This window comes from Chitinophaga sp. W2I13 (genome assembly GCF_050434005.1).
In the GTDB taxonomy this organism is placed as follows: Bacteria; Bacteroidota; Bacteroidia; order Chitinophagales; family Chitinophagaceae; genus Chitinophaga.
Genome location: NZ_JBNPWD010000001.1, coordinates 3256834 through 3278327, shown reverse-complemented (window position 1 = coordinate 3278327; position 21494 = coordinate 3256834). Strand labels below are relative to the sequence as shown.

The following is a 21494-nucleotide window of genomic DNA, read 5'->3' as shown; positions in this document are numbered from 1 at the left end:
TTATATTTTTAGCGATGAACGCTGTTATTTATGCGAATCTTGGCTTCAGTTCATTTGCCAGTGTAACCATTTTCTTCAGGCCATCTTCCGGCAGGTTACCTTTCTTGAATTCTCCGAGTACTTCCGGTAAGCGCACCTGCATTTCATTCAGGAAAGCTTCTTCAAAAGCACGTACCTGTTTAACAGGAACATCACGCAGTAAACCGTTTGTACCCAGGTAAATCATAGCTACCTGTTTTTCTACGGCGTACGGGCTGAACTGTGCCTGTTTCAGGATTTCCACGTTACGGGCTCCTTTATCGATAACTGCTTTGGTAGCAGCATCCAGGTCACCACCGAATTTGGAGAAAGCCTCCATTTCACGGTATTGTGCCTGATCGAGTTTCAGGGTACCAGATACTTTCTTCATGGATTTGATCTGCGCGTTACCACCCACGCGGCTTACAGAGATACCTACGTTGATAGCAGGACGGATACCGGCGTTGAACAGGTTACCTTCCAGGAAGATCTGGCCATCGGTGATGGAGATTACGTTGGTAGGGATGTAAGCAGATACGTCACTTGCCTGTGTTTCGATGATAGGCAATGCGGTCAGGGAACCACCACCTTTTACCAGGTGTCTGATAGATTCAGGTAAGTCGTTCATCTGTTTTGCGATGGCATCATTGCTGATGATTTTCGCAGCACGCTCGAGTAAGCGGCTATGCAGGTAGAATACGTCACCAGGATATGCTTCACGGCCTGGAGGACGTTTCAGCAACAGGGATACCTCACGGTAAGCAACTGCCTGTTTGGACAGATCATCATAAACGATCAGTGCAGGGCGACCTGAGTCACGGAAGAATTCACCGATAGCAGCGCCGGCAAATGGAGCGTAGAACTGCAGCGGTGCAGGATCAGCAGCGTTGGCAGCTACGATGGTAGTGTAAGCCATAGCGCCTGCTTCCTGTAATGTTTTCATTACACCGGCAACAGTAGATGCTTTCTGGCCAATTGCTACGTATATGCAATAAACAGGTTTACCTGCTTCATAAAATTCTTTCTGGTTGATGATCGTATCAATACAGATAGCTGTTTTACCTGTCTGACGGTCACCAATTACCAGCTCACGCTGACCACGACCAACAGGGATCATCGCATCAATTGCTTTTACACCTGTTTGCAGTGGTTCTTTTACTGGTTCACGGTACAGAACACCTGGTGCTTTACGCTCCAGCGGCATTTCATACAATTCACCTTTGATAGGGCCTTTACCATCGATAGGTTCACCCAGTGTATTGATTACGCGGCCAACAACACCTTCTCCCACGTTAATGGAAGCGATCTTTTTGGTACGACGTACTTTATCACCTTCTTTAATACCTGCTGACTGACCCATCAATACCACACCCACGTTGTCTTCTTCCAGGTTCAGTGCAATTGCTTTTACGCCATTGCTGAATTCAACCAGTTCACCATAACCTACATTGCCCAATCCGTATATGCGGGCAATACCATCACCCACCTGTAATACAGTACCTACCTCTTCCAGGTCGGCAGAAGCATTGAAGTTGCTTAACTGCTGGCGTAAAATCGCCGAAATTTCATCAGGTTTAATATCAACCATAATTATGATTTTAAAAAAAGTCGTTAGAGAAAATTAGTATAACGACAACAGCTTTGCGTGTACGCAGCGGCTGCTGTATAGATTAACGTAAGTCAGATACGTAAATATTCTTGTTAAACTGTTGTTTAATATCTTTCAGATCACGCAGGATAGAAGCATCGAACAACTGGTCATTTGCTTCCAGTACAAAACCTCCGATCAGGTCAGCATTCACGGCTGTTTCCAGCTGGATCTGCTGCGTTGTTTCGCTGGCAATTTTCTGTTTGATCACGTCCAGGGTAGCATTATCCAAAGCAACAGCCGTGGTGATCTTCACCGGGCTGATGTTTTTCAGTACCATGTACTGGCGTGCAAACTCAGTGGTCATTTCAGCCAGTGCGCTTTCACGACCTTTGGTCACCAACAGGTTGATAAAGGAAATGGTAGTAGCACTGATGCGGCTTTCAAATATGGCAGCCAGTATCTTCTGCTTTTTATCGGCCTTTATGATAGGGCTTTTAAGCAAACTCACCACATCGGGGTTGCTTTTCATCACCTGTTGTAAGAACAGCATGTCTGTATGCACCACTTCCAGCTGGTTCAGTTCCTGAGCCAGACCTATCAATGATTTTGCATACCGGGATGCTAAACGGGGATTCTGCATATTAAAAAAGCTTTTAGCTTTTAGCTGTTAGCCTTTAGAGCTAATGGCTAATATCTTAGTTCAATTTGATTTCTCCTGCCAGTTGTTTCACGTAACCTTCCTGTGCTGTTTTATCAGCCAGTTCTCTTCTCAGCACTTTTTCAGCCACTTCAATCACGAGGTTACCTACCTGGTTCTTTACATCCGTTAACGCAGCCATTTTCTGGTTTTCGATAGCGGTGTAAGCTTCACTGATGATCTTCTTTGCTTCTGCCTGCGCTTGTGTTTTGGCTTCGCTGATGATCATATCCTTCGCGTCTTTCGCTTCTTTCAGGATCTTGCTTCTTTCAGCTTTAGCTTCCGCCAGCACATGTTCATGTTCAGCTTTCATCTGGGCCATTTCTTCCTTTACTCTTTCTGCAGTGGCGATAGAGTCAGTGATGGAACCTTCCCTTTCCTTCAGGGTAGCGAGGATGGGAGTCCAGGCGAATTTTTTCAGAATCAGGAAAACGACGATGAAAATGAATAATGAAATAAGAAACAAGCCTAACGCGGGTTGCAACAGATCCATATAATTAGAATTTTATTATTTTTTTGATGTTGATATTTTCTGATTTCAGGTAGTTTGATGGTTTGTCTGTAACAAAAGATTACTGCATCCATTGCCCTGTGCGCCGGATGCAGTAAAAAGTTTGGCTTACAGAACTACCGCCAACAGACCAGCGATTACACCGAAGAGAGCAACACCCTCAACCAGCGCAGCAGCCAGGATCATGTTCGCACGGATGTCGTTAGCAGCTTCCGGTTGACGAGCGATAGACTCCAGCGCGCTCTTACCGATGTTACCAACACCAATACCAGCAGCGATAGCCGCGATACCAGCACCAACAGCACCACCAGCTTTAGCCAGACCAGATGCAGCAGCAGCCTGCAATAAAATAGACAAAAGTGCCATAATGAATATGTATTTGAATTATAAAAAATTTCGATTTAATAAAGCGGTTGGCATTTAACTTTTGGCAAAGGCTAAAAGCTAATTCCCGTATGCTTAGTGATGTGCTTCGTCATGCGCACCTTCCATTGCCTGGCCAATAAATACGGCTGTCAGGTTAGCAAAGATGAACGCCTGGATAAATGCTACCAGCAATTCCAGCATCATCATTACAATGTTGAACAGAACAGTGATAGGCAGGAAGCCGTAACCAGCTACCTTATTTAAAGATCCGAAGATGAACACCAGGGATATAATACTCAGGATGATAATGTGACCTGCCAGGATATTGGCAAATAACCTGATCATCAGTGATACTGGCTTGGTAAATACGCCGATCAACTCTACCGGCGCGAGGATAAACTTAACCCCAAACGGAACCGGAGGATTGAAAATGTGACCCCAGAAATGTTTGTTAGTGCTGAACATGGTAGCAATAAAGCTGATGATGGCCAGTGCTGCCGTTACCGCCAGGTTACCCGTTACGTTGGCAGAACCAGGCAACAGACCTAACAGGTTGTTTATCAGGATAAAAAAGAATATAGTCAGAATAAAAGGCGTATACCTTTCTGCATGTTTACCGGGAATATTAGGCTTTACCACTTCATCACGCATAAAGATGATCACCGGTTCCATCAGGCTCTGGAAACCTTTAGGGGCTTTCTTGGAACCACGTACCCTGTAAGCCTTCGCTACATTCAGCATCAGGATTACCAGCAATACGGCGGCAATGATCATGGAAGTGATGTTCTTCGTCATGGAGAAATCATAGATTGGCTCATCTGTAGGATTGCCATTGGCGTCTACTGCGATCACTTTGCCATCCATGTATTTGGCCGGATCCAGTCCTTTTTCGTGCAGGTAGTGCGCGTTTACCAGCTGGTAACCATCGTACGCTGCATGACCATGCTCAAATTTAGAAGACGAAAATACTGACGTGCCCCGTGCAGGATTGTAAATGATCACCGGTAACGGAACAGTTACATGGTTATCTCCAATGCTGAACAGGTGCCAGTCGTGGGCATCCTTTACGTGTCCCAGAATAACTTCCTTAGCATCAAATTTTTTAGGCTCACCTTCTTCTCCCCCCTTACCTTCTTCTCCTTCATGAGGTGCAGCTGCTGCCGTTTCATGGTGGGAAACTTCCTGTGCAAAGGAAAAATTACTAAAACTGTGAAGGCCTAAAACCAACACAAGTGCTACCATTCTATGTTTGAACCAATTGAAAGAAATCACCGTTTTCTGAAATTTTGCGCAAAGATACTCGTTTTTATCTTCAAAATTAAGCGACTACGGAAAAAAAGTAAGATATATCGTAATTATACTGATAACCAGTTGCTTGTAATTAAAAAACGCCCGTTTTTTTCCATAAAAAAAGGCCGTTGAAATCAACAGCCCGTTAAAGTATTTCATATTAATATTTTTCTAATTCATTTTGCCCTTCTTATACCTTACTCACATTAAACTGCATACTATGCAGTTTGAAATAAAACCCTTCCAGCTTCAGTAACTCTTCGTGGGTACCCATCTCCTTAATTTCCCCTTTGTCCAGCACGATAATTTTATCGGCCTTGCTAATCGTAGAAAGGCGGTGGGCAATGATGATGGCGGTACGGTCGGCTATCAGCTTGTCGATCGCCTGCTGGATCATCATTTCCGACTCGGTATCCACAGAAGATGTAGCCTCATCCAGCACCAGGATAGCCGGATCGTACAGCAAAGCCCGTACAAACGAAATCAGCTGCCGCTGCCCCAGGGAAAGGGTGCTTCCCCGCTCCATCACCTGGTAATCATAGCCGCCGGGCAGCTGCATAATGAAATCGTGGATCCCGATCAGCCGGGAAGCCTCCTCTACCTTCGCCCTGCTGATATTGCTGTTATGCAACGTAATGTTATCATAAATGGACCCGGCAAACAGGAACACATCCTGCAATACCACGCCTATTTTGCTGCGTAACGACTCCAGGGAGTAAGCCGGCAGATCAATATCATCGATCTTAATACTTCCTTTCTGAATTTCATACAACCTGTTCAGGATACTGATAATAGTGGTTTTACCGGACCCGGTATGCCCTACAATGGCCACTGTATCGCCCGGGTTTGCATGAAAGCTGATATTCTTCAGCACATAACGATCATCTATGTACGCAAAGCTTACATTATCAAAAGTAATGGCGCCTTTCATCTTCTCAGCGCTCTGGTGACCTCTGTCCGGGATATAATCCTGGTTATCAATTACCTTAAACACCCGTTCACTGGCTACCATACCCATCTGCAGCGTATTGAACTTATCTGCCAGCATCCGCAGCGGGCGAAACAACATATTCAGGTACATGATAAAAGCGATCATCACCCCCTGAGTAACCTCGTAGTTCAGCACTTTATTAGCGCCCCACCATACCATTAACCCCAATGAAATGGCCAGGATAATTTCCACAACCGGGAAGAAAACAGAATAGGCAAAAATAGCGTCAATATTCGCTTTACGGTGTTCCTTGTTAATATGTTTGAAACGGGCAAACTCCCTTTTCTCCGCTGTAAATGCCTGCACCACCACCATTCCTGTAAGGTGTTCCTGCACAAAGGCGTTGAGCGCCGACACCGCATTACGGACCCGGTAAAAACGACTTATTCACACTTTCCTTAAAAATATAAGTAGCAAAGATCAGTATAGGGAAAGGCGAAAGGCTGATGAGCGTCAGACGCCAGTCTTCCATAAACATCACCGCCAGTATGGCGATGATCATCAGCAGATCCGCCACTATAGAAATAATCCCTTCGGAAAACACATCATTGATCGCCTCAATATCATTGATGGTCCTGGTGGTAAGCGTACCAATGGGGGTTTTGTCGAAAAATGCCAGGTTCAGGTGTACGATCTTTTTATAGACAGTTACACGCAGGTCCTTTACTACTGACTGCCCCAGCCAGTTGGTGAGGTAGGAAAAATAGAAGCGGACCACTGTTTCCAGCAATAACAACCCTATCTGTACAATGGTCACCAGGATCAGCATCTGCATCAGCTGCCCCGCTATATACTTATCTACCGTTACCTGGATCAGGTACGGGCGCAACGGGGAAATAGCGGCCAGTACAACCGTTAATATCATGGAGATGTAAAAGGATCGTTTGTAAGGGGCCGCGAATGAGAATATGCGCCGTAATAAACTGAAATCAAATACTTTCTTTACCGCAAGATTTTCCAATGTGCCAGGTTTAAACTACTCAACAAACCTACGATAAAAAATAATTACGCCGGAGGTTTGCAGGCAACACCGGAATACAAAAAAAGAAAGGCGCAGGGGTCCTGCGCCTTCCGGAAATATGCTGATAAATAACTTACTTCTTTTCGTCCTTCATAATTTGCTTGTAAGCCTTAATGAATATAGCTCCAAGGTTTTTATGAGGTGGTACATAATCGCTGAAAAGGTCCTTGTTGCGGGCATCTCCTGCAAATTTCTTTGTCAGCTGGGCCCACATGATCACCCAATCCACATTTTTACCGGAACGTACCTGATCTTCCAGGCTGTGGATGATCGGTTCATTTACAAACCGGGTACCTACCTGTTTGGAAGAAATGATATGCGCTTCGGGTGACTTTTCCAGTACAGTAGCCAGGTTATGATAACCGCCGCAGGAACCGAGCACGACTATCTTAGCGGAGCTCTGGAGGTTTTCCAGGGTGGTATTGATATGATAACTGTGGCCACGGTGAATGAAAATGGTAGGGTGAATATCGTTTTCATCCAGGTATTCCGACAGTTTGGATATTGCTTCTTTATCCGCAGGTTCATCGGTGGGCAGGTTCGCATAAATAGTAGTGGCTTTCCCTTTTAGCGAAGTAATGGTGGCCCAGTATTTATTTTTGCTCACTTTCCAGTCGGACGAAGGGAAGTTAGTCATGAAGCTGGCGAAAGATTCCTGCCCGTCCTTATCTCCATAAAAAAATACCTGCTGATATACCCTGCCACTGTCGCTTTCCAATGTGTTATAGGTAACGTAGTTGATAGGCGGCAGCTGGAGCTTGGCAGCCATATCGGTGGCTTTGGAAGAATCGTTTTCTGATTTTGACTCCGTTTCAAACAGGCTGCTGAGCAGTTGATAAATCACTGTACCGCGTTTATCACTGTGTTTTTTTACATAGTTCAGGTTCTTCTTTACTTCTACACGGAGGAATTCCAGCAGTTTCTCATCGCGGATACTACCAAAGGAGTTGGCCACGTCTACCGCATCTTCCAGGTCTTCGGTTTTTTCCAGGTTCTGCACATATTTCTGCATGAGATAATTGGAATTTTCCGGCGCCATGGATTTCAGGAAATGATCCAGGGTATTGAAACCGGCCGCCATGGCAATAAACTTTTTGAAGCGGTCGAAATTCACTACCATCAGTAAGCTGTCGCCGCGCGGAGGTTTCATGCGAAGCATCATCTGGTCGTATAAACCCGCGTTGCTGTGATTGGTGTAGCTGGAGGTATACAGTTCTTCCTGGCCGTTGATGATCAGGTAGTAGAGTTCTTCCGGTGTGAAATTTTTAACGATGGCAAACCTCACTGGGGCAGGTTCTTCATGCAGGTCGTTTACCGTACGGATATACAGTAATGATTTTGCCTGCATGTTTTCCATCATGGCTTTCAGGCCGAATGGGTTTTGTCCATCAGCTTTCAGCTTCTGCAGGGCGATATTGGACTTCACCATTTGCTTGAAATACTGGTAGTCGTTATCCACAACGGCCTCCAGCTTCTCAACGGTAGTGGTGCCTGCCAGAAGCTCATCTATGAAGGGTAATATCTTGGTGCTTTGGGACGACTGCCCAATGCGTACGATCTGCTGTACAATAGGATCCTGGTTACGCTTGACGGCATTAGCCATTGGCGTATAGGAGGTGGCGTAGGTAAGTACCTGGTTGGGGTATTTACGGGCTACGGCGGCTACAATGGAATCGGTGCCCGGATAGTTGAGATAGTCTCCCAGCTTAGGCATTACAGTTTCCAGGTTATTGAAGGCATATTTAGTGAATACCTGTCCCCTGGCTTCTTTGTAGCCGGGATTATCCTGGAAGGATTCGATGATCTTTTCGGATGCCTCGAAGGAAAGATTGCTGATGTAGGGCAAAATGCTCTGACCTTTGATATCTGCACGCATCATATTGCGGAAAGCCGCTATCATAGCAGGCGCTTCTTCCGGATCGATGTTACGGCGCGACCGTTTCTGATTATAATCTTTCAACGTTACGTAGATAGCAGAAAGGTATTTTACTTTCAGCCGGTGATCCAGTGAATCGTTATCCTCTATCTCCTGCTGCATATCGTCCACTTCCTTGATCAGGGCGTTGGTTACCTGCAAGTTGGTGGTTTGATCATCAGATACTTTTACGAGATCATCTGCTTTACCATCGAACTTGGCGGCAGCGGCCTGTTCTTTATCGATGTTATCATGAAATCCCTGTCTGCTGATTGGAATCGGATGGTGGCTGCTTTGTGCCTGTATTTGGCTGACTGCCAGGACCGTCAGCGTCACTATTAATAAAAATCTTCTCATACTAAATGGATCTTTTCGCAAGGACCAGATAGCAAATTTACAACCAAATACAGAGTTTGCCAGCACTTCGTTGCTATCTTTTGTTTTTTAGCGGGAAATATATCTTAATTATTCTATCTATAACTAAAACTGTTATCCATGACCAACATCTGATTTAAAATAAACACGAAAAAGAAGGCCGTTGTTCAGCATGATCATAATCACCTTCCTATGGATGGCGGATAATTGACATATTAATGCAGCATTGTTATTTGACGTACCTTGCCGTGGAGCGCGGAAAACCAGTCTGATATTGAATTAACAATTTCATAATGTTAATTTTCCATTAATCACGGAGATGGCTTTATAATTTTGTCCCGTCTTTTTAAAAGCAAAATTTATGATAGACCAAGCGGTTGCAGGAAAAATTCTGGTAGTAGATGACGAATTGGATATTCTCGAAATCATCAGTTACAATCTCAAAACAGCGGGTTACGATACCGTAACGGCGAAAGACGGCAGCGAGGCTATCCAGAAAGCAAAAATATTCAGACCGGATCTGATTATGCTGGATATCATGATGCCGAACAAGAACGGGATTGATACCTGCCGCGAAATCAGGAAAATCCCTGAGTTCAAAGATACAATGGTATTGTTTTTAACTGCGCTCAACGATGAGAAATCCGAAGTAGACGGATTGAACATGGGAGCCGACGATTACATCGCCAAGCCCATTAAACCCAAATTGCTGGTAAGCCGCATCAACGCGCTTTTCCGCCGTTTGCACAAACCCGAGGAAACCCGCGTAACACTGGGCGACCTGATCATCGACCGGGAAAAATTCACGGTTACTTACAAAGGACAGGAAATCATCCTGGCAAAAAAAGAATTTGAATTGCTGCAGTTGCTGGCATCTAAACCCGGCCGTGTATTCCTGCGCAACGAAATCCTTAACCAGGTATGGGGTACCGAAGTGATTGTAGGCGACCGTACCATCGATGTGCATATCCGCAAAATACGCCAGAAAATAGGCATCGACCTGATCACTACCGTAAAAGGCGTTGGCTATAAATTTGAGATGTAGTCATCCGCCCTGTTAGCCTTTGGCTGTTGGCCTTTCAGTGCCGGCAGCCTGTCCAGATCCCACCAAACATTGTTCTCCGGCAGCTGAATGCTGGCGGTCAAAAGCCATTACTGTTGTCAAGTAAAAAATTTAAAGTAATTTCCCATTATTACCTTAATTACTCACTTTGGAGTATGTTTAAAGCAAAAAACCTGTCCCCCCAGAAGTTAGCGGGATTTACAGCCCTTGTGATATCAGCCGTCATCGCATTGGGCAGCCTGGTGATAGATGGCAATTGGAAAGTAGTAGTGGGAGCCTTTGTGCTGACTTTCCTGGTATCCTATTACCTCTATCTTTATACCCTGCAGAATTTTATTTACAGGAAGATAAAGCTGATCTATAAATTCATCTACCAAACAAAAGCGTCCAAGAGAGAGGAGTTTTTCCAAAAGAATATTCTTCCCCTGAAAACCATTGAAGAAGTAAGTGAAGATGTGGAAAAATGGGCCAGCCAGAAAAAAGAAGAACTGGACAACCTGCGCCGGAATGAAGAGTTCCGTAAGGAGTTCCTGCTGAACCTTTCCCATGAGCTCAAAACGCCTATTTTTGCCGTTCAGGGCTATATTCACACCCTCCTCGACGGCGCATTGGAAGATCCCAATGTAAATAAGCTGTTCCTGAAAAACGCCACCAAGAACATCGACCGCCTTTGCCGGCTGATCGACGACCTGGACGAAATATCCAAGCTGGAAAGCGGCGAAATGACCGTGAACGCAGAAGTATTTGTGATCCAGGACCTGATCAAAGATGTATTTGATACCCTGTCGCTGAAAGCCAATACCAAAGGCATTAAGTTCAGTATCAAAAAGGGCTGTGAAGCGCCGCAGCCGGTATACGCCGATAAAGAAAAGATCCGCCAGGTACTCATTAACCTGGTAGATAACTCCATAAAATATGGCAAACCCGACGGACATACCATTGCCAGCGTTTACAGCATGGATGGAAAGAGGGTGCTGATAGAAATTTCCGATGATGGCATCGGGATGGCGGAAGAACACCTGCCGCGTGTATTTGAGCGGTTTTACCGTACCGACAGGGCGCGCAGCCGCGATATTGGCGGCACCGGGCTTGGTCTTGCCATCGTAAAACACATTGTGGAAGCCCACGACCAGTCCATTACCGTACGCAGCAAACCTGAAATAGGCAGTACGTTTGGATTTACCATGGAATCCGGAAGAGAATAAAATAATCAGAAACGGTATTGCATCCTGCAGGTAAGCACATTATCCTTTAGGTCGTCCCTGTACCCTTCCAGTTCAGTGCTTTCGTTGGTCACCCAATCGTAATACACCATGAACTTCAGGTGTTCGTTTGCATAATACAGGTAGCCGATGCCTACGGTATTGTAGCGTATATCCGCGGGGGTGAGTCCTGCGCCCGGAGCGCCGATATCTTTACCTTTTACTTTTGTATTGGGATCGTACCAGTCATACTTCAATACGGCCTGGTGTTTTGCGTTGCCGAGGTTTTGAATATAATAGAGATAGGCCCCGTCGAAATTGCGGATATAAAGGGGCAGCAGTCTTCCTTCCGGTCCAACCGGTATAACGCCCGGCGTTTCCGTGGTAAGTGCAGTAGCTGTTTGCCGTCCGCGGAGATACTCCGCCCGGAACTGGGTGAATCCCTTCCCTTCCCCGTTGGAAATTTTCCATTGCACATCTGCGCCGTAGTAATGCCGGGGCGCAATTTTTCCTACATTGGATACGGACGAATCCACTGTAAAGACGGGCTGCCCATTGGCGGTACCCATGGTATGGATCTGTTTTGTAAACTGCTGCATGCCGCCGTACAGTACAGATGCACCGCCCGATAACTGGCTTTTGGTGCCCTTTATTTTCCGTGGCTTAATAGATATGCGGCCTATAAAGTCTTTATGACTGTCGAAATCAGTGGTAGCTGTAAGCCCCTGCCCGTTGAAAGCACCCGCATCTATTTTCAGGAAGCGCAGCGGATGATCCTTGCGGCGGGGTTCAAAAGATATCATGGCGCCAAGATCGCGCTCCGTTCTCATCAGGATCTGTGACATCCGCCCACGCTCAGGGGTTTCACGATCCGCCGATGACAGGTTCACCTCATAACCAAAAGGACGGGCAAACATCCCTCCCACCAGCGAGAATAAATTGAATTTCGTCTCAAAAAAACGACCATAGAAATCACGGATGTTCACTCCCCGCTCTGTTCCATCAAACTGGAAAGCAAACTGCACTACCGGCATATCCTGTTTGTTGTAGCGCTCATAATCCACCCGGATACGCCCCCGTCGCAGGGTAAAGCGATTATCCACTGCCGCGGGGAAATTTCCCGCCGCATACCCCTGGGCACCCCTCGACTGCGCCATCTGGAATTCGGGCTGGATATAGCCGCTAAAACGCAGTGCATCGTACTTCATGTACATGGATATCATCCCCTTTCCCATTTCAGTGGTAGTGTCTATCATATCCATCAGGAATTGCGCACGGGCAGTTCCCGTGAAACATAACATCAAAATAACGATCGGAATAATTCTGGCAGTGCGCATCAGGTTCTGAAATTATTGCGCAAAAGTATAGAATTAGCCTTTATTTAATCCAGTTGTTTAAACCGGAAGGGCTTAAATCGTTAATAGCTCGTTAATCCGCTCCCGTTCCGGCCGGCTCACCTGCTGCCGGCAGACTTTCGTGTAAATTAGTTTACTCCAAAAATATGCGTCCATGAAAACATCAACTTTTAACCATTGGGAGAAGAAAATACAACAGGCGATTGCCCTTTCCCATGACGATCCGCAGGGGGATCGCGGATTGAAAGAAGTAGCTGCGCTGATCAGCGAATCTGTTGGCAACTTCTCGCACAAGTTTGTAGAAATGTATGGGATGTCTTATATCCATTTTACTAAGCTAAGAAGATTGGAAGCGGGCGCAGGGTACCTGCGTCACAGCGATTACAGTGTAGGAATGATCAGTGAATTGTGCGGATACACGCAATCCAGCTTTACCAAAGCTTTCCGGGAATTCTTTGACGAAGCGCCCATCAGCTTCCGCAACAGGCTTTACCTGATAAATGAAAAGAATACCCTGGCACGCACAAAAATTGCTTCTACTCCGCATGATGATCCGCAGCATGTTATTTTCACCCCGGACCGGACCGAGGACATAAAACTGCAGGATTACCAGCTGTATTATAATATCCTCCCACGGACCGGCGATCCGGTGAAAACAATGGTGGACTACCTCGGCAACTACCAAAAGCAGCTGTATGCTATTAAAACTTCCCTGGAACTGCCCGGCGCCATGATCATCACCGGCACACTGGATATCGTACCTGTTACCGACTATTCAAGGATGTTGATGTATGTAGGTATTATGATTCCCCTGCAAAATGAATACGATAAAGCGCATAACCAGGTACGGAGTTCATTCCAGGAGCCCTTCAGTCTTTTTACGAAACGTGTTCCGGCAGGCAACTACAAAAAGCTACCGGTGCCCATGAGCTTTGCAGCCGCAGGGTTGCCCATGTACGAGTTCATTAACAACAGCTGCCGGGCAGGATATTTCAAAATGAGCGGTAACCATTTCTTTATTTCACTCACCGGCGAAAACGAATCTGAAATCTACATCCCCTGGCAAAAAAGATAAATCATATTAAAACTGGAAGTAAATCGGGATCATAGGTTGCGTGCTTTTCACCTGCACCAGCAACCAGATGAAAGCTACCATGATAGCTATGCTCCCGGCTACAGGGATGCGTCCCAGTATTTTCTCTACAGAAAATTCCACTTTTGAAGGCAGGAAGTGCAGGATGAAGCCCAGTACCATTACCCAGAATACAGCGGTATAACCATTGTATAACTCCAGGGCAATTTCAGGCTGGAAGTCGTATACCACCTGGTGGATCAGCGACCATGCATCGTGGAAGGTAGATGCCTTAAAGAACACCCAGCAGAAACACACAAAGTGGAACGTGATGAGCACTCCCATAACCTTCAGGAAACTGGCTTTCCATCCGGTGATCACTGTTTTACTTTTCTTCAGATAGTCGATACGCACTTTATCCAGTGCCAGCGCACCGCCGTGCATCGCCCCCCAGAAAATGAAGTTCCAGCTGGCGCCATGCCAGAAGCCACCAATCAGCATCGTCAACGCCAGGTTAACATACTGGCGCACCCTGCCTTTGCGGTTACCACCCAGTGGTATATACAGGTAGTCTCTCAACCAGCTGGACAGCGAGATATGCCAGCGGCGCCAGAACTCTGTAATGGAAGAACTCTGGTAAGGAGAATCGAAGTTAGGCGGAATCTTAAAGCCGGTCCACCGGGCAATACCCAGCGCCATATCGGAATAACCGGAGAAGTCGCAATAAATCACCAGCGCATAACCATACACACCTATCAAACATTCCAAACCCGTATGCTTGCTGGGATCATCAAATATGTATTGTACGAAGTTCTGGTAAATGAAATCTGAGATCACAATCTTTTTGAACAATCCCCCCATGATCAGGTACATCCCCTTGCCAATGTCTTCAGAACTGAGACGGTAAGGCATAGAGATCTGCGGGATAAAATCTGCCGCACGCACAATAGGCCCCATCATCAGTTTCGGGAAGAAAGACAGGAAGAAAAGATAATCCATGAAATTATCCACCGGCTTAATTTCATCCCGGTAAACATCTATGGTATAGCTCAGGTTCTCGAAAGTATAAAAGGAGATACCAATGGGCAGGATCAGCTTCAGCGTGGAAATATGCCCCGCTGTAACGTCGTTGATCATCCCTATAAAGAAGTTGGTGTATTTGAAATAAAACAGCAACCCTATATTCAAAAAGATGCTCAGTATGAGCAACGATTTCTTCACTTTTTTGTCGGGGCTTTCATGGATCCATCTCGACAAATTAAAATCCACAATCGCTGAAAGTATGACCAGTCCTACATAATAGCCGCAGGCTTTATAAAAGAAGTAAAGCGAGAATACTGTATACACCCATACCCTTGCGGTTTTACTCCTGCTTACCAGCAGGTAACACATCAGGAATAGCGCAAAATAATAAAAGAAGAACCCACTGTTAAAAAGGACCGGGTCTGACTCATGGTACGACAGTTCGTATAACAGTTTATTAATGTCGATCATCGGAGGTTACTGGATTTTTCTTTGTTTGCTGTAGATAATGTGTATAAGAACGTTGCAGGGCTTCATACAATAGTTGTCCCTGTAACTGATATCCCCGTGCATTAAAATGAATATGGTCGGGCGCCCATGTTCCTGCAAATCTACCTTTCTGTGCTTTATTCATCGCATTAAAATTCCAGCAGGCAATACCATGTTGACGGGCATAGCCCATGATTTGCTGCGTCACCATAGAGATATATGGATTGGGATAATACGCGGTATGATATATTGTTCTGTATTTCTTTTTGCCTATTTTCTTCCGGGTGGCTTTCCGCACTGCGCGCATACAATCCGGTGGTGTGGTCAGCAGGATATTTACGGAAGGATCTTGTTCGCGGATGAGTGTTACCGTTTTATCTATTTCATCCCTGAAGGCCAGCGGGTCCATTCTGCCGCCATAGGCTTCATTGGTACCCAGGGAAATGATGACCAGTTTTGGTTTCAGCACGGCCATTTGTGCCACCAGGATGTTGCTGATTTCGTTGTAATGTTGAAACATCGCACCGTTGATGCCAACGCTGTGATACAGCACTCCGTTGCGGCTGTTTTCCATAATGGCGCCATAAAACCGGAAAGGACCGCTCCCCGTGCCTTCCCATCTTGCCTGGAAAGATTGCGACGTTTGTAAAAAATCGAGGGTGGCTTTGCTTAGAGTGGAAGAGCCGGGAAAAGGTGCAGGCGTTACCGTTACAGTAGCATCCGGTACTACCAATGTGTTGTTGGTATTTCCGGCATCATACAGCAGGGTTACTTTACGGAAGTTATTGTCCATAGATCCGTCCGTTTTGCCGGAGAAAGACAAGGTAGGCGCATCGTTCTGGGAAATAATGGTAATAGCGCCAGGACCCAGCACATCAGATTTATTGCGGTCTACCACCCGCTCCGATGCCCATCTCGCAGTGCTGTTCCACTTGAAATCCTCTGGGCCATTGGTGCCGGCCAGGTTATATGGAAAAACAAATCCCCTGCCCGCATAACCAAACTGGTTCTGCAACAGGGACGCCACCGTTAGTGAAAAAAATCCTGCCTGCACGTGGGAATCGCCCAGATGCAGAATGGATATCACGTTACTATCTGCCTCATGGAGCAGGGAAAATACATTGTACAAGGCAGTGTCCTGCTGGATAGCCCCGGCATCTGCTGATTGTTGCGCATAAGTTCTAAACCCGCTGAGTATCAGTAAAAGCACTGCCACCCATTTTGTGCTAAGGTTGTTGTGCCTGACTGTATTCATTCATAATAGCTTTGTAAAGCAGCGATCCTACTTTGGCTGCTCCCGTCCTGTTAAAGTGTGTATAGTCCTTGTTGGCCATCACCGTGTCTCCCTCTACCCACTTTACCATGGCGCCTTCTCCGCCCATAGCGGCAAAAAGGTTCCAGTAGGCTGTACCATGACCGGCGGCCAGGTTATGCTGTACTTTCAGCAATGCTTCCACACCGGGTGCGGTAATATATTTATCAGCTTTTCTGTAAGATTTATCGGCAGTACCAATGATCAGGAATGAAGTTGCCGGCAGGTCCTGGCGAAGTGAGTCCATTACTTTCTTCATCGGTCGCTCATACCAGCTGTAGTCAGTGAGCTCCGGGCGGAACAATACATTGGCGCCGTAATGCATTACTACCAGGTCGTAAGGACGTTCCTGCTGCATGCGGCGGACCATACTGGCGGACAAGCGGCCCAGTTCCACGCCGCTGATACCTCTGAACGAATAATTATCCACATAAACACCATCCCCGTTTTCAAAACAAACGCCATAAAAAGGCATAGCGCTTCCGGCGTTGCGGAGCGTTACCGAAGTAGCGCCGGTATCCTGTTGCAGGTCCAGCCGATTCACCGGTGCTGCACCAGAAAGCGTGTAGGCTTTGTCGTTAATAGTAACCGCGCCGGCTTCAGCAGGGCCGTACAGTATGGAGACCTCCCGGAATTTGTCGAGCAACGGTTTTTTCACAGGAGAATACTTCACCCAGCTGTTTCCGCCCGGATAAAAGGTATGCCCCGATAAACCCAGGGTAACGTTGGATGGTGGTGAATTCTTGTAGTGATAATCTTTCCAGTCGGTTGAAAAGGTATGTGTAATGGTAGTTCTGAAAGATGCTACCACAGAGGTTACGGGAACAAACCCCACGCCGCCGCCGCCGAAGTAATGTTGCAAGCTGTCGCGCAGGTCGCCGGTAATCAGGTCGCCTTCAATCATGGAATCGCCGAAATAGGCGATCCTTACTTTGCGGCGTTTACCGGCTTTCAGTTCTTTGAGGGCAGCGAGGAATTGTTTCATTCCTACAATGGAGTCGCCAGGTACGGGGGAAGCGTATTCCATGATACCGGTATACGACATAAAGTCGTGGGTATGATCCGGATTAGGCACATGCGGATTAGCGCCGGTGCTGTCTAAACCAGAAAGCTTACTGCTGTCGTTGCCGGCTGCAGTAAGCTTTTGTTGGTCCGGGGAAGTAGCATTTGTTCTCAGATCTGACAACATATCCAGCTTCCGGAATTGAAAGTCTTTGTATGAAAAGGTGTAATTGAGCTGTGACAGCCCTACTACGCAAACTAAAGTTCCAAGAATAATATAGAACGGATAGGCAGACTTATTTTTGCCGGACATAGTTTATGATCTGTTGCACATCACTGATCGCCTGCTGCCGGCATGCCTACGGTTAACCATTTTTCTGATTCCGTTGCCACGCTATCCATACCTGCGTCCAGCTTATACAATTTATAGCGGTTAATAATATTTGTCACTCGTCTGATCCATTCATGGCCGGCAGATGAATAACCGCTATGGTTCATTTTCTTGAGCCACAGTGTAAATTCGGGGTTTCCCTTCATTTCGCCGAACCACTTTTTGCGTGCCAGTACTTCCACAAAATGCTCATAGGAAGCCATGTCTGACACATATTGTTTGTACACGGACCGTGCTCCTGGTTTTGCCTTGGAAATGCTATTTTTCCCTACAATTCCAAAATGGTTGTGCAACAACTTTGCGTTTCTACTTGTTCCGGTGCCTGATTCCAGCATCGCTATTCCGAGGATAACGCTTGCCGGAATACCAGTTTCCTGCATTAATTCTACAGAAACCGGTTTAAATTTCTTTAAATAACTGTTTGTGGATTGTTGTGCAAACCCAACATTGCTGAGCATTAGCAATAATAACACCGCACATAACCATACTGTCCTCTTAAAGAATGTTGAAATTCTCATGGTAGTATTTTTTGATACAGGTGATAGTTCCTTCTTTGTTTTCAGCATCATTTCTTACCTCACATATCAACGATGATCACACCGCAATATTACTTTAAAAATTTAAATAATACGTCGTTCTCTTTTTCTTATCTAACCCGTTAATCTCTTGTTAAAAAAAATTGTACCTCATATTTGTGTCAATCCCCTTTGATGCAGCAGTTGGCCATATCAAAGGGGATTTTAGCGACAAAAAGCATTCTCTTTTGCAAAGACCATGCCGGCAATAGCAGCTTCTGCCATTTAATCAGTGCCTTATTGCTTTACCAGGCTGATCTTCAATTCGTTAAGCTGTACCTGGTCTATCGCAGCAGGCGCATCCAGCATTACATCGCGTCCGGAATTATTCTTCGGGAAGGCGATAAAGTCACGGATACTTTCACTGCCACCCAGCAGCGAACAGAGGCGGTCGAATCCGAAAGCGATGCCTCCATGCGGCGGTGCGCCATATTCAAAGGCGCCTAACAGGAAGCCAAATTTATGTTCTGCCTCTTCCCGGCTCATTCCCAGAGCTGCAAACATTTTCTGCTGCAGGTCGCGCTGGAAAATACGGATGGAGCCACCACCTACTTCTGTGCCATTTAAAACTATATCGTAGGCGTTAGCCTTAATTTTAGCGTATTGTGAAGGATCATCCATCAGCGAGATATGTTCCGGCTTTGGTGATGTAAACGGATGGTGACGGGCCACCCAGCGGTTTTCCTCTTCGGCGTATTCAAATAACGGAAAGTCTATTACCCACAACGGTTTAAAGTCGTTTTTGTTGCGTAAACCGAGGCGTTCACCCATTTCCAGGCGGAGTTCGCTGGCTGCTTTACGGGTACGCTCCTCCTTGCCAGCCAGCACCAGGATAAGGTCTCCGGGTTGCGCCTGACATTTTTGCGCCCATAATTTCAGTTGTTCTTCGTCAAAAAACTTATCCACAGAGCTCTTCAATGTACCATCCGCGTTATAACGGACATAGATGAGCCCGCTCATGCCTATCTGCGGGCGTTTTACCCAGTCGGTCAGTTCATCCAGCTGTTTGCGGGTGTACTCGGCACAACCTTTAGCTGCAATCGCTACCACCAGTTCCGCGTCGTCAAATACTTTAAAGCCTTTATCCTTAGCCGTATCGTTCAGGTTTACCAGCTTCATTTCAAAGCGGATATCCGGTTTATCGTTACCATAATATTCCATGGCATCATCGAATGTCATCCTTGGGAAAGCATCCGGGAATTCGATTCCTTTTATTTCCCTGAAGATATGCTTCAGCATATGCTCAAAGGTAGCCAGGATATCTTCCTGGTCCACAAAGCTCATTTCACAGTCGATCTGTGTGAACTCCGGCTGGCGATCTGCACGCAGATCCTCATCCCTGAAGCATTTCACGATCTGGTAGTAGCGATCGTATCCACTCACCATCAGCAGTTGCTTAAAGGTTTGCGGCGACTGTGGCAGTGCATAGAACTCATTGGCGTTCATGCGGCTCGGTACTACGAAATCGCGGGCGCCTTCCGGGGTAGATTTGATCAGGAAAGGCGTTTCTATATCCATAAAACCAGCAGTGTGCAGGTAGTTACGTGCAGCACGTCCTACCTGGTAGCGCAGTTCCAGGTTTTGTCTTACGATGTTACGGCGCAGATCGAGGAAGCGGTATTTCATCCGCAGCTCATCACCTCCGTCGGTATCATCCTGCAAAGTAAACGGCGGTGTTTTAGCCGCATTGAGGATGGTAAAATCGCTCACGGTGATTTCAATATCACCAGTGGGAATGTTTTTATTTTTACTGGAGCGCTCGGTTACGGTACCTTTTACCTGGATCACAAATTCACGGCCAAGTGGCTGTGCATCCAGTTTTGCGTTCAGGCTTTCACCGAACAGCAGTTGAGTAATACCATAACGGTCCCGCAGGTCAAAAAAATTGATGCTGCCAAACTTTCTTACTGTCTGTATCCATCCGGCCAAAGTTACTTCCTGGCCCACCTGTTCCATTCGTAATTCCCCGCAAGTGTGCGTCCTATACATGCGTAAATAGTTGATTTAGTTAGTTTTATGGTTGAATTACGGGATAAGTAATCATCAATTGGCGACCACTATCCAGTTGTTCACTTATACCCATAAGGGGGGCAAAGATACGGTTTGGATCGGGCATTTTATGCCCGATGTATGTTAAAAATATCGTACGAGGTCTATTTCCGGCATCAGTGGCGCATCAGCAACAAGCACATCCCTGAAATGCGCCGCCATAAAAGGCGCCAGCGAGCATCCCTTTGTGCCTAGCCCGTTAAATAAGCCCACAGACGGTAACGCAGGGTGAAAACCCGCTATTGGTCGCCGGTCGTTTCCCGATGGCCGCACCGACGATAACTGGTCCACTATTTCATAAGGGACCTTCAGCAGCTGTGCGAGGCTTTTTTCCAGCACTTCCCGCTGCTTTGCCGTTGGGTGGTCATCCTCGTAATCCCATACGAAAGAAGACCCCGCCCAGAACAATCCATTGTCCTGCGGTACCAGCGTAATGCCTTTCTTTATAATGTCCCCGGTTTCCAGCCCAGGTATCTTCACCAGTAATACTTCTCCCTTATTGGGTAAAAATTTTATCTCCTTAAAAAAAGAAAGCCCGGTAGTACCTACTCCATCGCAGAAGATAACTTTGGCGGCGGCAATATCTCTATAGGTAACCCCATCTTCCGTAATTTCCAGGTCCGCCACATCCAGGTGAGTTTCCAGCAGCGCCTCCTGTGCCTTTAAATACTGCCGGTAAGCCGGCAACAATGCACGGAGGTTCACCGTAGCGCCATGTACAATGGCTGCACCATGGGGCTGATCCAGGAAGGCTTCATATTTCAGTGCCGCTGGCAGCTCCGTATATTCATTGCCGGTAGTTTTGTTTAGGAAAGCTTCCCGCATTTGCAGCGAAGGGAAAACCGTCCACAGCTGACGTTCCGTGAAAACCGGCACCTGCAGCAGATCCGACAACGCTGTGTACGTGGCTTTTGCGAAAGGATAAATGGTATCATACATCCAGGCCGGTTCAAACCTGCGGCCCGATACCGGGTTCATGATCCCGGCAGCTACCCTGGAAGCGCTGTTTGGCTTTGCATCATCAATAACAATTACTTTTTTCCCTGCCTGCAAGAGGAACCAGCTTAACATGGTTCCCGCAATTCCCTGCCCTATGATAAGGTAATCTGCTTTCCTCATAGCCTCAAAATTAGCAATAAAAAAAGGGCTGATGGAGATGTCCACCAGCCCTTCTGAACTATATTAC

At 46.5% G+C, this 21494-nt stretch carries 18 protein-coding genes; 3 read left to right on the top strand and 15 right to left on the bottom strand.

Annotated elements, in window-relative coordinates; all coding sequences use genetic code 11:
• Window positions 1-28: 28 nt before the first annotated feature.
• The 8 genes from atpA to QFZ48_RS13480 all read right to left on the bottom strand — a co-directional run bounded on the left by atpA (window position 29) and on the right by QFZ48_RS13480 (window position 8757).
• Window positions 29-1606 carry a F0F1 ATP synthase subunit alpha gene (atpA, locus tag QFZ48_RS13515; RefSeq protein ID WP_370908415.1) on the bottom strand — a complete coding sequence of 526 codons (1578 nt, stop codon included), beginning with the start codon at window positions 1604-1606 and terminating at the stop codon, window positions 29-31.
• An 82-nt stretch (window positions 1607-1688) separates the two neighbouring features.
• Window positions 1689-2249, bottom strand: a complete 561-nt coding sequence (atpH, locus tag QFZ48_RS13510) for an ATP synthase F1 subunit delta (protein WP_370908416.1) — start codon at window positions 2247-2249, stop codon at window positions 1689-1691.
• Between the two features lie 55 nt (window positions 2250-2304).
• On the bottom strand, window positions 2305-2799 hold the full coding sequence (gene atpF, locus QFZ48_RS13505) for a F0F1 ATP synthase subunit B (protein ID WP_370908417.1): 495 nt from the start codon (window positions 2797-2799) through the stop codon (window positions 2305-2307).
• Window positions 2800-2925: 126 nt separating this feature from the next.
• A complete protein-coding gene (atpE, locus tag QFZ48_RS13500) occupies window positions 2926-3183 on the bottom strand; it encodes an ATP synthase F0 subunit C (protein ID WP_079471016.1) in 258 nt (85 codons plus the stop codon).
• Window positions 3184-3276: 93 nt separating this feature from the next.
• Window positions 3277-4425, bottom strand: a complete 1149-nt coding sequence (gene atpB / locus QFZ48_RS13495) for a F0F1 ATP synthase subunit A (RefSeq protein WP_370908418.1) — start codon at window positions 4423-4425, stop codon at window positions 3277-3279.
• A 238-nt stretch (window positions 4426-4663) separates the two neighbouring features.
• Window positions 4664-5821 carry an ABC transporter ATP-binding protein gene (locus QFZ48_RS13490; protein WP_429062614.1) on the bottom strand — a complete coding sequence of 386 codons (1158 nt, stop codon included), beginning with the start codon at window positions 5819-5821 and terminating at the stop codon, window positions 4664-4666.
• Window positions 5822-5825: 4 nt separating this feature from the next.
• Window positions 5826-6425, bottom strand: a complete 600-nt coding sequence (locus tag QFZ48_RS13485; RefSeq protein WP_429062612.1) for an ABC transporter transmembrane domain-containing protein — start codon at window positions 6423-6425, stop codon at window positions 5826-5828.
• Between the two features lie 133 nt (window positions 6426-6558).
• Window positions 6559-8757: a hypothetical protein gene (locus tag QFZ48_RS13480; protein ID WP_429042189.1), complete on the bottom strand. Its 2199-nt coding sequence runs from the start codon at window positions 8755-8757 to the stop codon at window positions 6559-6561.
• A gap of 379 nt (window positions 8758-9136) precedes the next feature.
• Between QFZ48_RS13480 and QFZ48_RS13475 the strand changes: the two genes are divergently transcribed.
• Window positions 9137-9820: a response regulator transcription factor gene (locus QFZ48_RS13475; RefSeq protein WP_079471020.1), complete on the top strand. Its 684-nt coding sequence runs from the start codon at window positions 9137-9139 to the stop codon at window positions 9818-9820.
• Between the two features lie 173 nt (window positions 9821-9993).
• Window positions 9994-11043: a sensor histidine kinase gene (locus QFZ48_RS13470; RefSeq protein WP_168771500.1), complete on the top strand. Its 1050-nt coding sequence runs from the start codon at window positions 9994-9996 to the stop codon at window positions 11041-11043.
• Window positions 11044-11048: 5 nt separating this feature from the next.
• On the opposite strand, the gene QFZ48_RS13465 is transcribed toward QFZ48_RS13470, so the two are convergent.
• Entirely contained in the window at window positions 11049-12377 is a 1329-nt protein-coding gene (locus QFZ48_RS13465) for a porin (RefSeq protein WP_429042193.1), read from the bottom strand.
• Window positions 12378-12549: 172 nt separating this feature from the next.
• On the opposite strand from QFZ48_RS13465, the gene QFZ48_RS13460 reads away from it, so the two are divergent.
• Window positions 12550-13470 (top strand): helix-turn-helix transcriptional regulator, encoded by a 921-nt coding sequence (locus QFZ48_RS13460; RefSeq protein WP_429062610.1) that lies wholly within the window; start codon window positions 12550-12552, stop codon window positions 13468-13470.
• A 6-nt stretch (window positions 13471-13476) separates the two neighbouring features.
• Here the strand turns inward: QFZ48_RS13460 and QFZ48_RS13455 are convergent, their stop codons facing one another.
• The 6 genes from QFZ48_RS13455 to QFZ48_RS13430 form a co-directional block, all read right to left on the bottom strand.
• Complete coding sequence (locus QFZ48_RS13455; RefSeq protein ID WP_429062608.1) at window positions 13477-14961, bottom strand: MBOAT family O-acyltransferase; 1485 nt, start codon at window positions 14959-14961, stop codon at window positions 13477-13479.
• Window positions 14948-16234 carry a GDSL-type esterase/lipase family protein gene (locus QFZ48_RS13450; protein WP_429062606.1) on the bottom strand — a complete coding sequence of 429 codons (1287 nt, stop codon included), beginning with the start codon at window positions 16232-16234 and terminating at the stop codon, window positions 14948-14950. The genes QFZ48_RS13455 and QFZ48_RS13450 overlap by 14 nt, the downstream gene beginning before the upstream one ends.
• Window positions 16206-17606 (bottom strand): hypothetical protein, encoded by a 1401-nt coding sequence (locus QFZ48_RS13445; protein WP_429042209.1) that lies wholly within the window; start codon window positions 17604-17606, stop codon window positions 16206-16208. Before QFZ48_RS13445 ends, QFZ48_RS13450 begins: the two co-directional genes overlap by 29 nt.
• A 20-nt stretch (window positions 17607-17626) precedes the next feature.
• Window positions 17627-18202, bottom strand: coding sequence for a glucosaminidase domain-containing protein (locus QFZ48_RS13440; protein ID WP_429042212.1), 576 nt, complete (start codon window positions 18200-18202; stop codon window positions 17627-17629).
• A gap of 294 nt (window positions 18203-18496) precedes the next feature.
• Window positions 18497-20248, bottom strand: coding sequence for an aspartate--tRNA ligase (gene aspS / locus QFZ48_RS13435; RefSeq protein WP_429062604.1), 1752 nt, complete (start codon window positions 20246-20248; stop codon window positions 18497-18499).
• A 144-nt stretch (window positions 20249-20392) separates the two neighbouring features.
• Complete coding sequence (locus QFZ48_RS13430) at window positions 20393-21427, bottom strand: NAD(P)/FAD-dependent oxidoreductase (RefSeq protein ID WP_429042217.1); 1035 nt, start codon at window positions 21425-21427, stop codon at window positions 20393-20395.
• Window positions 21428-21494 lie beyond the last annotated feature (67 nt).